The sequence below is a fragment of the Streptomyces lasiicapitis genome (assembly GCF_014646335.1).
Lineage (GTDB): Bacteria > Actinomycetota > Actinomycetes > Streptomycetales > Streptomycetaceae > Streptomyces > Streptomyces lasiicapitis.
In genome coordinates, this window is sequence record NZ_BMNG01000004.1 from 245,614 (window position 1) to 262,986 (window position 17,373).

Annotated in this window: 13 protein-coding genes; 7 read left to right on the forward strand and 6 right to left on the reverse strand. The window is 71.8% G+C overall.

The features are described from left to right. Window positions 1-2,184: an alpha-ketoacid dehydrogenase subunit alpha/beta gene (locus IEY91_RS09695; RefSeq protein WP_189173633.1), complete on the reverse strand. Its 2,184-nt coding sequence runs from the start codon at window positions 2,182-2,184 to the stop codon at window positions 1-3. Window positions 2,185-2,298: 114 nt separating this feature from the next. Between IEY91_RS09695 and IEY91_RS09700 the strand changes: the two genes are divergently transcribed. Further along, on the forward strand, window positions 2,299-2,802 hold the full coding sequence (locus tag IEY91_RS09700; RefSeq protein WP_189173634.1) for a VOC family protein: 504 nt from the start codon (window positions 2,299-2,301) through the stop codon (window positions 2,800-2,802). A 30-nt stretch (window positions 2,803-2,832) separates the two neighbouring features. Here the strand turns inward: IEY91_RS09700 and IEY91_RS09705 are convergent, their stop codons facing one another. The 3 genes from IEY91_RS09705 to IEY91_RS09715 are packed head-to-tail and all read right to left on the reverse strand — an operon-like array spanning window position 2,833 to window position 6,588. Next, window positions 2,833-4,290, reverse strand: a complete 1,458-nt coding sequence (locus IEY91_RS09705; protein WP_189173635.1) for an NAD-dependent succinate-semialdehyde dehydrogenase — start codon at window positions 4,288-4,290, stop codon at window positions 2,833-2,835. 16 nt (window positions 4,291-4,306) lie between these two features. After that, window positions 4,307-5,545: a M24 family metallopeptidase gene (locus IEY91_RS09710; protein ID WP_189173636.1), complete on the reverse strand. Its 1,239-nt coding sequence runs from the start codon at window positions 5,543-5,545 to the stop codon at window positions 4,307-4,309. Continuing rightward, complete coding sequence (locus tag IEY91_RS09715) at window positions 5,542-6,588, reverse strand: NAD(P)-dependent oxidoreductase (RefSeq protein ID WP_268240856.1); 1,047 nt, start codon at window positions 6,586-6,588, stop codon at window positions 5,542-5,544. Before IEY91_RS09715 ends, IEY91_RS09710 begins: the two co-directional genes overlap by 4 nt. Before the next feature lie 158 nt (window positions 6,589-6,746). Between IEY91_RS09715 and IEY91_RS09720 the strand changes: the two genes are divergently transcribed. From IEY91_RS09720 to IEY91_RS09735, 4 genes are all read left to right on the forward strand, one after another. Further along, window positions 6,747-7,709, forward strand: a complete 963-nt coding sequence (locus tag IEY91_RS09720) for a substrate-binding domain-containing protein (RefSeq protein ID WP_189173638.1) — start codon at window positions 6,747-6,749, stop codon at window positions 7,707-7,709. After that, entirely contained in the window at window positions 7,703-8,731 is a 1,029-nt protein-coding gene (locus IEY91_RS09725; RefSeq protein WP_189173639.1) for a LacI family DNA-binding transcriptional regulator, read from the forward strand. Before IEY91_RS09720 ends, IEY91_RS09725 begins: the two co-directional genes overlap by 7 nt. Before the next feature lie 30 nt (window positions 8,732-8,761). Beyond that, entirely contained in the window at window positions 8,762-9,631 is an 870-nt protein-coding gene (locus IEY91_RS09730) for a Crp/Fnr family transcriptional regulator (RefSeq protein WP_189173640.1), read from the forward strand. Between the two features lie 165 nt (window positions 9,632-9,796). Further along, entirely contained in the window at window positions 9,797-10,561 is a 765-nt protein-coding gene (locus IEY91_RS09735; protein WP_189173641.1) for a hypothetical protein, read from the forward strand. Between the two features lie 25 nt (window positions 10,562-10,586). Here IEY91_RS09735 and IEY91_RS09740 read toward each other — a convergent pair whose 3' ends face one another. After that, the gene (locus IEY91_RS09740; protein ID WP_189173642.1) at window positions 10,587-11,957 is read right to left on the reverse strand and encodes an SLC13 family permease; all 1,371 of its coding nucleotides are present in this window, start codon (window positions 11,955-11,957) and stop codon (window positions 10,587-10,589) included. 308 nt (window positions 11,958-12,265) lie between these two features. Beyond that, a complete protein-coding gene (locus IEY91_RS09745; RefSeq protein WP_189173643.1) occupies window positions 12,266-13,033 on the reverse strand; it encodes an IclR family transcriptional regulator in 768 nt (255 codons plus the stop codon). A gap of 99 nt (window positions 13,034-13,132) precedes the next feature. Here IEY91_RS09745 and IEY91_RS09750 point away from each other — a divergent pair, with 99 nt between their 5' ends. Together IEY91_RS09750 and IEY91_RS09755 are read left to right on the forward strand one after the other, a co-directional pair. Continuing rightward, window positions 13,133-14,299 (forward strand): pyridoxal-phosphate-dependent aminotransferase family protein, encoded by a 1,167-nt coding sequence (locus IEY91_RS09750; protein ID WP_189173644.1) that lies wholly within the window; start codon window positions 13,133-13,135, stop codon window positions 14,297-14,299. Between the two features lie 105 nt (window positions 14,300-14,404). Beyond that, a complete protein-coding gene (locus IEY91_RS09755) occupies window positions 14,405-17,329 on the forward strand; it encodes an FAD-binding and (Fe-S)-binding domain-containing protein (RefSeq protein WP_189173645.1) in 2,925 nt (974 codons plus the stop codon). Window positions 17,330-17,373: the final 44 nt, after the last annotated feature.

Consider the following 17,373-nt stretch of genomic DNA (forward strand, 5'->3'; position numbering starts at 1 on the left):
TCAGTACCCCGCCATCTCGGTGAGCTTCGCGGCGACCTCCGGCTCGCCCGCGAGGGCCGCGCGCTCCAGGGCCGCGCTGATGCTGGGGGAGGCCTCGCCGCCGGTGAGGCGCTGCACGGGATGGTCGAGCCAGTCGAAGAAGCGGCGCTGGATCTCGTCCGCGAGCCAGCCCCCGTACGACGTGCCCGCGGCACCCTGCTCGGCGATGAGCACGGTGCCGGTCTTGCGTACGCTCTCGCCGACGGTGTCCCAGTCGAGGCTCGCCCGGTCGAGCCAGCGCAGGTCGACCACCTCCGCGTCCACGGCACCGGCCAGCGAGTCCACGGCACGCAGCACGCACCCCGTCATCGCCAGATAGCTGAGCACGGTCACCTGCGCGCCCACGCGCCGGACGGCGGCCCTGCCGACGGGCACGCAGTAGTCCCAGTCGTCGACGGGCGCGGGACCCCGGGCCCCGTACAGGTCGACGTGTTCGAGGACCACCACCGGGTCCTGGCAGCGCAGCGCGCTGTTCATCATGCCGACGTAGTCGAAGGGCGTGGAGGGCGCGGCGACGCGCCAGCCGGGGGCGGTGGCGAGGATGCCCGCCGGGTCCATGGAGTGCTGGGAGCCGTACCCGGTGCCGGTGGCGACCTTGCTGCGCAGGACCAGGGGCACGGCCGCGGTGCCGCCGAACATGTGCCGGACCTTGCCGATCTGGTTGAAGAGCTGGTCCGCCGCGACCCACATGAAGTCCGCGTACATGAACTCGACGACGGGCTTGAAGCGCCCGTCGAGCGCGATGCCGCCCGCGGCGCCGCTGAAGGCGTTCTCGCAGATGGGGGTCCCGAGGACCCGGTCGGGGAACGCCTCCTTGAGGCCGCGCGTCGCGCCGTTCGTGCCTCCTTTGAGGCGGTGCACGTCCTCGCCGAGCACCACGACGGACGCGTCGTCACGCATGCGGCGGGCCATGACCGTGGCGACCGCGTCGACGAACCGCGTCTCGGCGAGGGCGCCGGTGAACGTGCCGGCCTCCGCGTACCGCGCGCCCTCGAACTCCGACAGGTCCCCGCGCACGCCCACGTCGGCGAAGGACGCGGCGGGCCACTCGGCGGGCCGTATGCGCCGCTTCCCCGCGCGGCCCCCGGGCACCGGCTCCAGGAGCGTGTCGCCGAGCTCCGCCATCAGCGCGGCGGCGCGCGCACCGCACTCCTTCAACTCCTCGCCGCCGAAAAGGCCGCGCCGCTCAAGGTGCCCCGCCACCCGCGCGATCGGATCCCGCTCCCGCCACCCCCGCTCCTCCTCCTTGCTCCGGTAGCCGAAGGCGCTCCCCGGGAAGGCGCCGTTCTGGTGGAAGTAGCGGTACACGTCCGCCTCGATGAGCGTCGGACCGAGCCCGGCCCGCATGTGGTCGAGGGCCGCACGCATCGTGAGCCGCACCGCGAGCGGATCCATGCCGTCCACTTTCCAGCTGGGAATGCCGAAGCCGGGCCCGCGCGCGGACAGGCGCGGCTCGCCGGTGGCCTCCTCGACCGAGGTGGACACCGCGTACCGGTTGTTCTCGACGAAGAAGCAGAGGGGCAGTCGCCAGGCCGCCGAGAGATTGAAAGTCTCCAGCGTGGAGCCGATGTTGACCGCCCCGTCGCCGAAGTACGTCACCGCCACCGCGTCCGTCCCCGCCTGCCGGTGCGCCCACGCGGAGCCCGCCGCGACCGGCACGCCGCCGCCGACGATGGCGTTGGTGCCGATCGCCCCCGCCTCCGCCCAGCGCAGATGCATCGACCCGCCGCGCCCGTGGCTGAAGCCCCGGTCGAGTCCGCAGATCTCGGCGAGGGTGCGAAGGAGCAGCGTCCGTACGTCCGCGGAGACCTCCGCGCGCGGATCGATGCCCTTGGGTTCGAGGTGGCCGAGAGTCTTGGCCAGGAACTGATGATGCCCCCGATGCGAGCCGTTCACCGTGTCCTGGCTGGTCAGAGGCAGCACGGAGCCGACGGCGCCGCCCTCCTGGCCGATGCTGGAGTGGGCCGGGCCGTGCACGAGTCCGGCTCCGGCCAGTTCGAGGACGTACTCCTCGAAGGCGCGGATGAGAAGCAGCTGCCCGTACATGGCGGTGAGCAGGGCCGGTTCGGCCGCGTCCCAGTCGGCGTCGGTCGTCGTGATCTCGGTCCAGGGTGCCGTCTGTTCCAGGCGGCGCTGAGCGGTCATGGCATTCTCCACAGTCGATTGCGGTGAGCGGGGTCCTTCGATCAACGTGACGTTCGGCAGCGGGAGTTGAGCGCCCGGCCAGAGCTTTCGCGAGTGTCTTGAGGAGCGTGCGAGATGAGCGACGGGATCCCGGGCCTCGCCCGGCTGGACCACATCGGCTTCACCGTCCCCGACCTCGACGAGGCCCGGGAGTTCCTCGTCGGTGTCCTGGGGTGCGAGTACCTGTACTCGCTCGGGCCGTTCCACGACGACGAGGGCGACTGGATGAGCCGACACCTGAACGTCCACCCGCGCGCCGTGATGCGGCGGCTGCACTTCTTCCGCTGCGGCGAACAGGCCGTCTTCGAGGTCTTCGCGTACGAGGCCCCGGACCGCCGTGGGACGGTGCCGCGCAACAGCGACGTGGGCGGCCACCACGTGGCTCTGTACGTCGACGACCTGGACGCCGCCGTCGCGTATCTGCACGGCAGGGGAGTGCGGGTGCTCGGCGAACCGACGGTCAGCCGGGGACCGAGCGAGGGCCAGCGCTGGGTCTACTTCCTCGCGCCGTGGGGCATGCAGTTCGAGCTGGTGTCGTACCCGGGCGGGAAGGCGTTCTTCCGTGCCGGGGAGGGGTGAACGGGCGGGTGCGTGGGCAGGCGGGTCGGTTCACCAGTCGACGGCCACATACTTCGCCTCCAGGTAGTCGAGCAGGCCCTCGTGCCCGCCCTCCCGGCCGATGCCGCTCTGTTTGATCCCGCCGAAGGGTGCGGCCGGATCGCTCACCAGGCCCCGGTTCACGCCGACCATGCCTGATTCGAGGCGCTCGCCGAGCCGCAGTCCGCGGGCGAGATCGCCGGTGTACACGTACGAAACCAGGCCCATGTCAGTGGAGTTGGCGCAGTCGACGGCCTCCTCCTCGGAGTCGAAGGCGACGATCGGGGCGACGGGACCGAAGAGTTCCTCGCGCAGGATGGGGTCGTCCGGGCGGATGTCCGACAGGACGGTCGGCGGATAGAAGCAGCCTGCTCCGCCCGAATGGGCGCCACCCGTAAGGGCTTTGGCTCCTCGCTCCAGCGCTGCCCACACGAGGCGGTCCACCTTGTCGACGGCCGCCGCGTTGATCAGCGGCCCCACCTCCGTGCCCGGAGCGGCTCCGGGGCCCACGGTCAGCGCGGACATCCGCGCGGCGAGGCGGCGGCCGAACTCCTCGGCGACCGGCGCCTGGACGTAGAACCGGTTGGCCGCGGTGCAGGCCGCACCGGCGTTCCGCATCTTCGCGACCAGGGCACCCTCGACGGCGGCGTCCAGGTCGGCGTCCGCGAAGACCAGGAAGGGGGCATTGCCGCCCAGCTCCATCGAGACGTTGACGACGCGGTCCGCCGCCTCGCGCAGCAGCACCCGGCCGACCTCGGTCGAGCCCGTGAAGGAGAGCTTGCGGACCCGCGGATCGTGCAGCAGCGCGGAGACGACCGTCCCCGAACGGCGCGCGGGCACCACGTTGACGACGCCCGGCGGGACCCCGGCCTCTTCGAGCAGCGTGGCGACGTACAGAGCGGTGAGAGGCGTGTCACTGGCCGGTTTGAGTACCACCGTGCAGCCCGCCGCGAGCGCCGGGGCGATCTTGCGGGTGGCCATGGCGGCCGGGAAGTTCCACGGCGTCACGAGCACGCACACGCCGACGGGTTGGTGCCTCACGAGGATGTGGTGACCGCCGGACGGGGCGGTCGTCAGGGACCCGGTGGCGCGGACCGCCTCCTCGGCGTACCAGCGGAAGAACTCGGCGGCGTAGGCGACTTCGGCACGGGCGTCGGGCAGGGCCTTGCCGCTCTCGGCCGTGATGAGGTGGGCGAGTTCCTCTCCCTGATTCTTCATCAAGTCGAAGGCTTTGCACAGGAGTTCGGAGCGGGTGCGGGGTGGCGTCGCTGCCCAGCGGTCGGCCGCTTCGTACGCCGCGTCCACTGCCCGCAGCGCGTCGTCGACGCCCGCGTCGGCGACCTCGGCGATGGCGGCGCCGGTGGCGGGGTCGTGCACGGGGAAGCGGCTTCCGTCGGCGGCCGGGGCGGGGCGGCCGGCTATGTGGAGGTCGGTGTGCGTGGGAATGGGGGTGGTCGTGGCGTTGTGCATGGGGCCTCCTTCTGGGTCAGTACGCGTTGGCGACCACGAGGTCGTCCGCCGGGAACAGCGTCAGGACGCGCGCCCCGTCCTCCGTGACCACGACCTCCTCCTCGATGCGCGCCGCGGAGAAGCCGTCGTCGGCCGGGCAGTATGTCTCCAGCGCGAAGACCATGCCGGGCTTCAGCTCCAGCGGCTCGCGCGGGCTGTTGAGTCGCGAGATCACCGGCCGCTCGTGCAGGCCGAGGCCGAGCCCGTGCCCGAACTGCAGCCCGAACGCGGCCATTTCGTCCTCGAAGCCGAACTCCGTCGCCGCCGGCCAGAGCCGCGCGATCTCATCGGTGCCGACGCCCGGCTTCACGGCCGCGATCGCACGGTCCATCCACTCGCGCGCACGGGCGTAGGCGTCGCGCTGCGAGGCCGTGGAGGTGCCCACCGCGAACGTGCGGTAGTAGCAGGTCCGATAGCCGTTGTAGGAGTGGATGATGTCGAAGAAGGCCTGGTCGCCGGGGCGTATGAGGCGGTCGGAGAAATTGTGCGGATGAGGGTTGCAGCGTTCGCCGCTGACCGCGTTGACCGCCTCGACCTGGTCCGAACCCCTCGCGTACAGACGCTGGTTGACCAGCGCGACGATCTCGTTCTCACGCACGCCGGGCTTGAGCGCCTCCACCACGTCCTGGTAGACGCCGTCCACCATGGCCGCGGCCTGGGTGAGCAGAGTGATCTCGTCGGGCGACTTGATCTCCCGTGCGTCGAGCATGTGCTGCTGGGCATCGGTGACGCGCAGCCCTTGTCGTTCCATCTCGAAGAGGAAGGGCGGCTCGACGAGGTCCACGCCCACCGGCTCCCCGGCCAGGCCCGCGTCCTCCAGGAGCCCCTTGATCTCCCGCACGGCGGCGCGCATCAGCCCGGCGCTCGGGGCGATGGCGCCGCGCAGGCCCAGCATGCCGGCGTGGCAGTGGTCCGGGGCGAGCCAGGGGCTGTGCAGGCGGTGATGGCGGGCGGCGGACCCGAAGTCCCACAGGCGCGGTTCGCCGCCGCGGGTCAGAAGGGCGTACCGCGTCATCTTGTCCCCGAGGGCTCCGCCGATCCAAGTCGACGTCGTATAGCGGATGTTGTAGAAGTCGAAGAGGAGGAACGCGCCGCAGCCGGAGGCGTCGAGTGCCGCTCGGGCGCGGCCGAGGCGGTGGCGGCGCAGGCGGTCGAAGTCGACGCGTTGTTCGTAGTCGACGCTCATGTGGCCGGGGGCGGCGAGGGGGGCGGTCATGCGTCGGCGCTCGCGCTCGTGCCGGTGCTGGTGCCAGTGTCGGAGCCGGTGCCGGTGCCGGTGTCCGTGTCCGAAAGGCCGTCGTCGACCGCACCTGTCTCCGGCTTGATCTCCAGACCCGAGGCTGCTGCCTGAAGATCAAGAAGTACGGAGAAGTCCTCCGCCTCCCGGCCGGAACTCACACACGCCTGCACGAGCTGTGCGGTCGCCGAAGCGAGCGGCAGCGGCACGCCAAGATCGCGCCCCGCCGTCAGCCCCAGGTCGAAGTCCTTGCGCAGGAGCACCGGCGTGAACGTCGGCGTGTAGTCAAGGCGTACAAGCGCCGGAGTCTTGTACCTGGTGAACGCCGAGCCGAGCACGCTGTCGTTGAGGAACTCCAGGTAGGCGCGGCGCGAGACGCCGCCCTTCTCGGCGAGCACCGCCGTCTCGGCGAGCGCCTGGGCGAGGATGCCGAGCACCAGATTGTGCGCGACCTTCACCAGGCGCGCGCCCTCGCCCTCCCCGGCGTACGTCACGGAGCGCCCGATCAGCCCGAGCAGTGGGGCCACTTGACGGTACGTCGCCTCGGGACCGGACGCGACGAGGCTGAGGCGGCCCGCCTCGACCACCTTCGCGTTGCCGCTGACCGGCGCGGCCAGGAACGCGGTGCCGCGTTCCGCGCAGGCCGCCCGCAGCGTCGCCGACGCCTCGGGGGAGACGGTGGAACAGTCCACGACGGTGCCGGGCGCCCGACCGGGTTCGGTGAGGAGTCCGCCGTCGCCCAACAGGACCTGGTCCAGGACGTGTTCGGTGGAGACCATGGTGAAGACCACGTCGCGGCCGCGGAGTTCGGCGACCGAGTCGACGACGGTCGCCCCGTGCTCGGTGAGTGGCGCGGCCCGCGCGGCCGTGCGGTTCCAGACGGCCAGGTCCACGCCCGCCCCGGCCAGTCGGCGGGCCATGGCGAAGCCCATGCGGCCGGTGCCGATCCAGCCCGCGGTGGGGCGCGCTGCTGCGATGGTGTCCACGGTCCACTCCCTTTTCCATGTCATCGACCGGAGCAATCGATTGTGGGAAGTTCAGCCTCATCTCGCCCCCTCCCCTTGTCACGGAGGAGTTGAACTCACCACAATCGATTGCACACGTACGGACCCCGCCTTGGACTGGGGCGCCCATCCCAGCCCCTCCTTCTCCAGTCCTTCTCCAGAGTTCAGGAGCGCAGATGCGCGATCGCTCTCTCACCGTCGGCGTCTTCAGCCCGTCCGTCCTGCTGCGCGTGGCGCGCGCGGCCGGACTGCTCGACCGGCACGGTCTGGCCGTCGTCGAAGTGCCCGTCAGCTCCTCGACGGACCAGTTCCGCGGCCTGTTCGACGGCGACCTCGACGCCGCGTTCACCAGCCCCGACAACGTCATCGCCTACCGCTTCGTCCGCGACAACCCGCTCGGCCGCACCGGCGACGCCCGCATCCTCACGGCCCTCGACCGCGGACTCGGCCTCGCTGTGTACGCCAGGCCCGGCAGCACCGGCGCCGACACCCTGCACGGCACCGCGGTCGGCGTCGACGTACCCGATTCGGGGTTCGCCTTCGGCCTGTACGCCGTGCTGGAATCCCTGGGCCTGAAGGCACCCGTGATCGGGGTGCCCGCCGCCGGGACATCCGGCATCGGGGCGTCCGCCGGCGACGGCGACTACGAGATCCGCTCCCTCGGCGCGACCCCTCGCCGACTCACCGCACTCCTCGACGGCCGCTGCGCCGCGACCGTACTGGGCGCCGGCAGCGACCTGCGCGCGGAGGCCGCCGGAGCGGTGCGCCTGGCCGGGATCGCGGAGGTCTGCGGGCCCTACCTCGGTACCGTGCTCACGGCCGTGGGCCCGGTGCGCGCCCAGGCCGCCCACGCGCTGTCCTCCGCCCTGGCGCAGACCTCCCGCCTCATCGTGTCGCGGGTGCTCGACCCCCTCGTACTGCAAGAGACGCGGGCGGCCCTCGACCTGCCCGCCGATCTCGCCGCCCGGTACGCCGCCCGGCTCAGCGACCCCGCCGAGGGCCTGGTGCCCGACGGCGTCGCGGACCGGGCAGCCCTGGAGACCGTGCTTGGACTGCGCCTGCGCCACCGGCCGGGCAACGGCTCCCTCGGCACCGCCCTGGACCCGGCCCGCGGCCTGCTGGACCCGCAGGCATGCTGAGGCCCCGCCCCGTCCGCCTGCGCGACGTCGCCGACACGGCGGGCGTCCACCCGGCGACCGCCTCGCGCGCCCTCAACCCGGCGACCCGCGCCCAGGTGGGCGCCGACACCGCGCGCCGCGTGCTGCGCGTCGCCAAGGACCTCGGCTACCGGCCGAATCCGATAGCCCGCAGCCTGAGGACGGCCCGCTCCCACACCGTCGGCCTGATCGTCCCCGACCTGGCCAACCCCTACTTCCCGCCCATCGTGCGCGGCGTCGAGAGCGTGCTCGAACCGGCGGGCCACCACGCGTGGATCGTCGACACCCGGGGCGACCCGGAGCGTGAGCGCGCGCAGATCGAGTCGTTGCGCTCGCGACAGGTGGACGGTCTGATCGTGGCCACCGCCCTGCGCGAGCACCCCTACCTGCGCGCGCTGCACGCCGAAGGCGTCCCCATGGTCCTGGTCAACCGGTCCGTCGAAGGCCTCGACGTCCCGTGCGTCTCGCCCGACGACACCTCCGGGATCACCCAGGCCGTCCGCCACCTCCTGGGCCTCGGCCACACCCGGCTCGCTCTGCTCGGCGGCCCCTCGCGCACGTCCACCGGCGCCGCGAGGACCCGCGCCTTCCGGCACGCGGTACGCGACGCGGGCCTCGCCGACGATCCGGCCCTGCTGGCGGAGGCGGCGGAGTGGAGCGAGGAGTCCGGTGCGCGGGCCATGCGCCAACTCCTGGACACTCGCTCGGAGTTCACCGCCGTGGTGGCGGGCAACGACCTGCTGGCGCTCGGCTGCTACGACGTCCTCGCCGAGCACGGCATCGACTGTCCCGGCGCCATCAGCGTCGTCGGCTTCAACGACATGCCGTTCCTGTCGCGCCTGCGCCCCGCGCTCACCACGGTGCGGGTGCCGCACCACGCGGTGGGTGCCGAGGCCGCCCGCATGCTCTTCGACTGCATGGCCGAACCGGCGCGGCCCGCCCGCTCGTTGCTGCTGCCGGTCTCCTTGGTGGTACGCGAGTCCACCGCGCCGCCGCGCGGATAGCGCCCATTGGTCCGACCCGGGAGGTGGCCCATGCGTCCGACGCACGCTGCGTACGAAGGCGCGACGCACGCCGCGTACGCAGGCACGGCGCACAGCGTGAACCCAGGCCTGGCGCACGGTACGAGCCCAGGCGTGGCGCACGATACGTACGCGGGCGCGGCCGTTCCGCTCCTGGCGGGGCTGCCCGCCCCCGCCCTCGCGGACTTCGACCGGATCGCCGTGCACGGCACGTTCCGCCGTGAGGTGCCGGTGTTCGTCGAGGGCGAGGACGGCGACTGTGTCTTCCTGATCCTGCGCGGCAAGGTCAAGGTGACGCGGCCCGGCCCCGAGGGCAAGGACGTGCTGTTCACCATGGTCGGCCCGGGCCAACTCCTCGGCGAGCTCTGCGTGTTCGACGGCGGACCGCGGCACTCGACCGCCACCGCCGTCCAGGAGACCGACCTGTGCTGGATCCCCGTGCCCGCCATGCGCGGCTGGCTCGCCCGCCACCCTGAGGCCTCGCTGCGGATGATGCACCTGCTTGCGACCCGGATCAGGAACGTCAACGACCGCCTGGAGGACGTCACCGGCGTCGACGTGGCCACGCGCGTCGCGCGCGCCCTCGTGGAGCAGGCGAGCCGCTTCGGCCGTCGCACACCGCTCGGCCTGCGCTTCAGCCTCGACCTCAGCCAGGACGAACTGGCACGCCATGTCCGGGCGTCGCGCGAACGCGTCAACCAGGTGCTCATGGACTTCTCCCGACGCGGCTGGCTGCTGCGCGAGGGCAACGAGTGGATCGTCCTCGACCCACCGGGCCTCACCCGCCGCGCCCGCTACCGCGCGGAGACGGCGTCCCGCCGCCCGTCGATCACGACCACGCGTGCTCCGGGGGGCGCTTGGGCCCTCATGCGCCGCAGTTGAGCTTGACCTCACCGAGGACGAGGTGGCGGAGACAGGGGCAGTAGGCCACTGCTGTCTCTCCTGCGTCGGCGGCGTACTGCCGCAGGAAGCGTCCGATTCGCGCGCTTGCCGACACCCGGCCCCCGTCCCGACGCTGTGCACTTCAACCAAGACACAGGGGGGAACGTGGCGATCTTCAACAAGGGGAACGACGCGCTGATCCACCAGGTACTCCGAGAACTCGGCGAGCTCCGCCAGCAGGTCAGCGATCAGCAGCACGGCATGGACCAGGCTCGCCAGGAAGCCACCGCGGCCATCAACGACGGCCTCAGGGAGATCCGCTCCGCCGTCCGCGGCGGGCTCGACCGCGGCAGCGACAACCTCCGCGAGCCGCTCGCCACCATCAGCACCGAGCTCGTCGGCATCAGGGCCGCACTCAACAACCTCAACCGCGGCCGACCGGCGGCCGCAGGCCCGCCGCCCGCCCAGGGCAACCCGGAACCGGCCCCGGCCCACACCGAGCAACCCGCCCACGCACACGCCCTCGACGGCGAGCACGTGGCGCTCCTGCGCAAGGCCGCAGGCATCTCCGCCGCCGAACTCGAAGTGCACCGCGACACCTGGGCCTTCCTTGTCGAGCACGCGGTCCAGGACCGGCACTTCCACATCCCCGGCGCCGTCGACGAACACGAAGGCACCGTCACCGTGAACGTCTCCGGCCTCAGCCTCGTCGCCGCCCTCACCAGTCTCCGCGGCACCCAGCACGCACCAGCGGTCGAACCCGGCACCGCGGCCATCGCGGAACATCTCTACGACCGCGTCGCCGACACCGTGCGCTCCCTCAGCGCCTCACCACGCCCCGACGCAGAACCCGTCCGCATCGTCATCGACGACCGCGCAGCGGCCGACAACGACGAAGACCAGCCACCCCAGGACAGCGATCGGGAGTGAGGAACGCAAGCGAGTTGACGACGCGTCACCCCTGCCCCGGCACCACGAACAACGCCCAAGTCGCCAGCGGTGCGATCAGGGCCATGGACATGCCCCACTTCATGAGGGCGCCGAACACCTGCGGGCGCAGCTCCTCGGGGGCGTTGGCCGTGACGAGTGCCCCGCTCGTGGACAGCGGGGAGGAGTCGACGACCGACGAGGAGACGGCGAGGGCGATGATCAGGCCGACCGCGCCGACCTGACCGTCCATCAAGAACGGTACGGCGAGCGGGATCAGGGCGCCGAGGATGCCGGTGGTGGAGGCGAACGCGGAGACCACGGCGCCGATCAGGCAGATCAACAGGGCGCCCAGGAGCGGGGAGTCGATCTTCGCGACGCTGTCGCCGAGCCAGTCGATCGTGCCCATGCGTTCCATCACGCCCACGAAGGTGACGACGCCGCAGACGAGCAGCACCGTCGACCAGGCGCAGCGGTCCACGGCGCCCTGCGACGCGTCGGGGTCGACGAGGGTGAGCACGGCGACCACCGTGAACGCCATCAGGCCGACGTTGTAGTCGAGGAAGAGCGCCCCGGCGACCATGCCGAGCAAGCCGATGAGGGTCAGGGCGCGGGGGCGGTCCAGGCGCAGTTCGAGGGCTTCGGTGGTTGCGGGTGCGACGGTTGCGGTGGCTGCGTGGGCGGGGGCGGAGGGGCGGCCGTGGCGCGCGCCGGTGGGGGCGGGGCCCGAGGCGCCGCCGTCGGGTCCGGTGCCGTCGGGCACTTCCTCCTCCACTGTGTCGGACGCCCGCCGCCCGATCAGATGCCGACCCCCGAACATGAAGTACGCGACCACGCTGAGCGCCACGTTGAACAGGAACGACATGAGGAACAGCAGGCCCGGGTTGCCCGGCAGGTCGTTGCGTTCGACGACGCCGTTGGTGATGCTGCCGAAGACGCTGGCGGGCGAGAAGCCGCCCGCACTCGCCCCGTTGATGACGAGCAGGCCCATGAGCAGCGGGCTGATCCGGTAGCGGGCGCAGAAGCTCATGCCGATGGGCGCGATCACGCCGACCGCCGCGGGCACCACCGCGCCCACCGCGGTGAGGGCCGCCGTGATGAGGAACATGACCCAGGGGATGAGTGCGATACGGCCGCGGACGGCGCGCGTCGCGGCGTGTACGAGCCAATCGATGGTGCCGTTGTTCTTCGCTATGGCGAAGAGGAACGTGACGCCCACGAGGACGACGAAGAGGTCGCCGGGGAAGCCGCCGAACACGTCGTCCGCGTTCTCGCCGGCGACCGCGGAGCCGACGGCGAAGGCGGCGACGAGCGCGAGGGCGCCCATGTGGACGGAGGTGAACGTGGAGATCGTGAAGATGAGTACCAGTGCGCCGATCGCGATGAGATGGTCTGCCATGTGACACGTCCTCGCCTTCGGACTTCGGCCGGTGCGCATGCTGCGGCCGAGTGTGGGGCATGCGGGAGGGACCCGTGGCGGCGTCCGGGGCAGAGGGGCACAGTGGGCCGCACCCCCGCCATGAGCGGGCAGCCGCGACGGCCCGACTGTCCGCAGAGTGGATTCGGAGTTCCGTCATGCGGAACTCCTGTGCAACGTTGGCGAGTATGTGACGGCGGTCACGGCCCGTCAAGGGGGCGCGGACACATCCGATTTGTAGGCGCGCGGGACAGGTTCAGCCCGTAAGGGCGTGAGCGGCCCCGGCGAATTCACCCCGTACGAGCCCTCCGCGGAGCCTCGTACCCCAGCGCCGTGCTGATCTCCCGCGCCGCCGCCCGCACATGCTCGCCCAGCGAGTCGAGCCGCTCGCGATCGCAGCGGCTGGTGGGCATGTTGATGCTGACGCTGGCCACCGGGCTGCCGTCGGGGCCGAGCACGGGCGCGGCGACCGCGGACACGTCCTCGCGCCATTCGCCCTGGTTGAGGGCGTAACCCCGGGCGCGGACCGTGTCCAGCTCGGTGCGCAGCGCGGCCGCGTCGTCGATCGTCGTCGCGGTGAAGCGCGTCAAGTCCTGGGCGAGGTACCGCTCGATGGCCTCGGGGGAGCGGGCGGCCAGGATCGCCTTGCCGTTGGCGGAGGCGTGACCGGACAGGTTCTGGCCGAGCGGCAGCACGATCCGTACCGGCTGCGTGGTCTCCAGGCGCTCGACGAGCACGACCCGCTCGCCCTCCGGCACGGCCAGGTGCACGGTCTCGTCCACGCTGCGGCGCAGCTCCTCCATCACCGGCACCGCCACGTCCCGCAGGCCCAGCTCGCCGGTGGCCTGGCGCCCGATGAGCAGCGCTTTCGTGGTGAGCGTCCAACGGGTGGGCGTGGCGCCGGTCTGCTTGATCCAGCCCGCCGTGTGCAGGGTGCCGAGCGCCCGCTGGACGGTGCTCTTCGGCAGCTCCATGGCGCGGGCCAGCTCGGCGACGCCGACCGGCTGCCGCGCCGCCAACTCTTCGAGCACACGCAAGGTGTTCAGGACGTTCTGCACCGTTGACCCCCTCCGGGTGACAGCCCTATGCTCCACCGTGCCGCATCACGATACGCTGTGCCGTCATACGGCACAAGCGTGGAGGGGAGATCAAGCGCAATGACCTTCAGGACCGGCCGCCACTTCCTCCAGATCCCCGGACCGACGAACGTCCCCGACCGGGTCCTTCGCGCCATGTCCGCCCCGACCCTCGACCACCGCGGACCCGAGTTCGCGGACCTCGCCCGGCGCGTGCTCGAAGCTCTGAAGCCGGTGTTCGGCACCTCGGGCCCCGTCGTCGTCTATCCGTCGTCGGGCACCGGCGCCTGGGAGGCGGCGCTGGTGAACACGCTCAGCCCGGGTGACCGCGTGCTCTGCTTCGAGACCGGGCACTTCGCCTCGCTGTGGCGGGACATGGCCCAATCCCTCGGCCTGGAGGTGGAGTTCGTGCCCGGCGACTGGCGGCACGGCGCCTCGCCCGAGGCCGCCGCCCAGCGCCTCGACGCCGACATCGCCCACCGGATCAAGGCCGTGTGTGTGGTGCACAACGAGACGTCCACCGGCGTCACCAGCCGCATCCCGGAGATCCGCGCCGCCCTCGACGCGGCAGGACACCCCGCCCTGCTCCTGGTCGACACGGTGTCCTCGCTGGGCTCCATCGAGTACCGGCACGACGACTGGGGCGTCGACGTGACCGTCACCGGCTCCCAGAAGGGGCTGATGCTGCCGCCCGGACTCGGCTTCAACGCCGTCAGCGACAAGGCGCTCGCCGCCTCCAGCGCCGCCCGACTCCCCAGGTCCTACTGGGACTGGACCCCGATCATCGACGCGAACGAGGCCGGATTCTTCCCCTACACCCCGGCCACCAACCTGCTGTACGGCCTCGACGAAGCCCTGAACATGCTCGCCGAGGAAGGCCTCGAACAGGTCTGGGCCCGGCACGCCCGGCACGCCGCCGCCACCCGCGCGGCCGTGCGCGGCTGGGGCCTGGAGGTGCTGTGCGCCGACGAGCGCGAGCACTCCGGTTCGCTGACCGCCGTGCTCCTCGCGGACGGCCAGGACGCCGACGCCGTACGGAAGATCGTCCTGGAGCGGTTCGACATGTCGCTCGGCACCGGGCTCGGCCGGCTCGCGGGCAAGGTCTTCCGCATCGGCCATCTCGGCCACTTCAACGACCTCACGCTCGCCGGGACCCTCGCGGGTGTGCAGATGGGGCTCGAACTCGCGGGGCTGCCCGTCCGCCCGGACGGCCTCACGGCGGCGCTCGACCACCTCCGCACGAACTGACGCCACGGCCCGACGAGCTGACGCTACCTCAGTTGGCTCCGCTGAACTGACTGACCATCAACTCCCTTTTCTCGTACGCCCCTTCAGCACCCAGGAGCGTGTCGCATGACCACCAGCACGGAGTCCACGGAAGTCGAGCGCGACGAGGTCGGCGGCGACCTCGCGCGGCGGCTGCGCGCCGACCTCGACGGCGAGGTCAACTTCGACGACTACAGCCGCCACCTCTTCGCACGCGACGCCAGCATGTACGCCATCACGCCGCTGGGCGTCGTCTTCCCCCGGCACGCCGAGGACGTGCAGGCCACGGTGGCCGCCGCCGCCGAGCACGGCGTGTCCGTCGTGCCGCGCGGCGCGGGGACCAGCCTCGCCGGGCAGACCACAGGACCCGGCATCATCCTCGACCTGTCCCGGCACATGCGGCGCATCGTCGCCCTCGAACCCGAGGGCCGCACCGCCCTGGTCGAAACGGGAGTCGTCCAGGACCAGTTGAACCGCGCCGCCGCACCGCACGGCCTGATGTTCGGCCCCGACACCTCCACCAGCAACCGCGCCACCATCGGCGGCATGGTCGGCAACAACTCGGCGGGCAGCGGCTCGTTGCGGTACGGCATGACCATCGACCACGTACGCGCCCTCGACGTCGTGCTCGCCGACGCGAGCACCGCGCACCTGTCGCCGCTGACCGCGCGCGAACACGCGGACCGCGCCCGCGGCACCGGCCTGGACGGCCGCATCCACCGCGAACTGCCCGCGCTCGTCGCGGCGAACGCCGACGCCATCGCCACCGGATTCCCCGGCCACTGGCGGCGGGCGGGCGGCTACCGCCTGGACCGGCTCGCCCGCGAGGACACGCCGTTCGACCTGGCGAAGTTCCTCGTCGGCTCGGAGGGCACCCTCGCCATCAGCACCCGCGCCCTGGTGGACCTCGTACCGAAACCGGCGCACACCGTGTTCGCCGTGGGCCACTTCACCTCGGTGGCCGGAGCCATCGAAGCCACCCAGGACGCACTCGCCTGCGACCCGGCCGCCGTCGAGCTGATGGACCGCACGATCCTCGACCTGTCCCGGCAGAAGATCGAGTACGCCTCGCTCGCCACCGTCCTCGAAGGCGACCCGGACGCGCTCCTGTTCGTCTCCTTCACCGGCGACGACGAACGTGAACTCATCGCCAACGTAGAGAGGTTGAAGAAGCTGTGGCAGCGGCACGGCCACGGCTATCACACCCTCGCCGCGCTCTCCCGGGCCGACCAGACGGCGCTGCTCAAGGTCCGCAAGTCCAGCCTCGGCCTGCTCATGGCCGCCAGTGAGGGCACGCTCCGGCCGCTGGCGTTCATCGAGGACACCGCCGTCGACCCGGTCCATCTGCCCGCGTACACCGCCAGGTTGAAGAAGGTCCTGGACCGCCACGGCCTCACCGCCGGGTTCTACGGCCACTGCTCGGTGGGCTGTCTGCACATCCGCCCGTTCCTCGACGTCACCGATCCCGCGCAGCGGCAGACCATGCGCGAGGTCGCCGAGGAGATCAAGGACCTGGTCACCGAGTACGGCGGCGTCAACTCCAGCGAACACGGCGACGGCCTCGCCCGCAGCGAGTTCAACCGCGAGCTGTTCGGCGACGAGCTGTACGAGGCGATGCGGCGCGTGAAGGGCCTCTTCGACCCGGACAACCGGCTCAACCCCGGCAAGATCGTCGACGCGCCCGCGATGACCGAGCACCTGCGGGACCCCGCGCTGCCGCCCGCGCCGGGCCTGCGCACGCGGCTCGACTTCGAGATATCCGGCGGCATGCGGGCCGCCGCCGACCGCTGCATGAACATCGGCCTGTGCCGCAAGAGCGAGACCGGCACGATGTGCCCCTCCTATATGGCGACCCGCAACGAGGAGGACTCCACGCGCGGCCGCGCGGGCGCCCTCGTCAAAGCCCTCTCCGCACCCGACCCGCACAAGGCGCTCGGCGACGAGCGGCTGCACGAGGTCCTCGACCTGTGCCTGATGTGCAAGGCCTGCAAGAGCGAGTGCCCGCTGGGCGTCGACATGGCATCACTGAAGGCGGAGGCGCTCGCCCACCACCACGACGAGCACGGCACACCGTTGCGCTCCCGGATCTTCGGCGCCATCCGCCTGCTCAACCGCCTCGGCTCGGCCACCGCCCCCCTGTCCAACCTGCCCGGCCGCATCCCCCTCCTACGCCGACTCCTGCACCGCACCGTCGGCATCACCCCGCACCGCCCGCTGCCGCGCTACGCCCGCCGCAACCTGGTCCGCTGGTTCGGCCGCCGCCCGTCCGCCGTCGTCGCGGCGCCCCGGGGCACGGTCGTCATGCTCGCCGACTCCTTCACCACGTACACCGAACCGGAAATAGGCCAGGCCGCAGTCGAACTGCTCGAACGCGCCGGATGGGCCGTGCAGTTGGAGAGCGGCGGCTGCTGCGGCCGCGCCGCGCTGTCGAAGGGACTCCTCGACGAGGCGAGCGACAAGGCCTTCCAACTCGTCCACCGCATCACGGAGACCTCGCCCCCCGACGCCCCCATCACCGGCTGTGAGCCGTCCTGCCTGATGACGCTGCGCGACGAACACAAGGCCCTGCTGCCCCTCGACTCCGCCCGCGAGGCCGTCACGGGCCGCGTCCGCCAGCTCGAAGAACTCCTCACCGAAGCCATCGACGACGGCGCCCTCTCTCTGCGCCCCGACTCCTGGCTCCACGGCCGCACCCTGCTCTACCACGGCCACTGCCACCAGAAAGCCGAGGTCGGCACGGCGGCGACCGTCGCCCTGCTGCGCCGCATCCCCGGCGTCGAGGTCCAGGAACTCGACGCGGGCTGCTGCGGCATGGCGGGCTCCTTCGGCTTCGAATCGGAGCACTACGACGTGTCGATGACCGTGGGCGAGGACCGCCTGTTCCCCGCGGTCCGCGCCGCGTCCGACGACACGGTCGTCGTCGCCACGGGCGCGTCGTGCCGCCAGCAGATCTTCCACGGCACGGAACGGAACGCCTGGCATCCGGTGCAGTTGGTGCGGGAGGCGCTGTGAGGGGGACCGGCACCCATGGTGCTGGGCCCTGGGTGCCGGTCCCC

Coding starts and splice junctions, on each gene's coding strand:
- IEY91_RS09730 (WP_189173640.1), top strand. CDS start 8,762: ATGCGTCCGACGCACGCTGCGTACGAAGGCGCGACGCACGCCGCGTAC.
- IEY91_RS09710 (WP_189173636.1), bottom strand. CDS start 5,545: ATGACCGCCCCCCTCGCCGCCCCCGGCCACATGAGCGTCGACTACGAA.
- IEY91_RS09705 (WP_189173635.1), bottom strand. CDS start 4,290: ATGCACAACGCCACGACCACCCCCATTCCCACGCACACCGACCTCCAC.
- IEY91_RS09720 (WP_189173638.1), top strand. CDS start 6,747: ATGCGCGATCGCTCTCTCACCGTCGGCGTCTTCAGCCCGTCCGTCCTG.
- IEY91_RS09750 (WP_189173644.1), top strand. CDS start 13,133: ATGACCTTCAGGACCGGCCGCCACTTCCTCCAGATCCCCGGACCGACG.
- IEY91_RS09725 (WP_189173639.1), top strand. CDS start 7,703: ATGCTGAGGCCCCGCCCCGTCCGCCTGCGCGACGTCGCCGACACGGCG.
- IEY91_RS09755 (WP_189173645.1), top strand. CDS start 14,405: ATGACCACCAGCACGGAGTCCACGGAAGTCGAGCGCGACGAGGTCGGC.
- IEY91_RS09740 (WP_189173642.1), bottom strand. CDS start 11,957: ATGGCAGACCATCTCATCGCGATCGGCGCACTGGTACTCATCTTCACG.
- IEY91_RS09700 (WP_189173634.1), top strand. CDS start 2,299: ATGAGCGACGGGATCCCGGGCCTCGCCCGGCTGGACCACATCGGCTTC.
- IEY91_RS09695 (WP_189173633.1), bottom strand. CDS start 2,184: ATGACCGCTCAGCGCCGCCTGGAACAGACGGCACCCTGGACCGAGATC.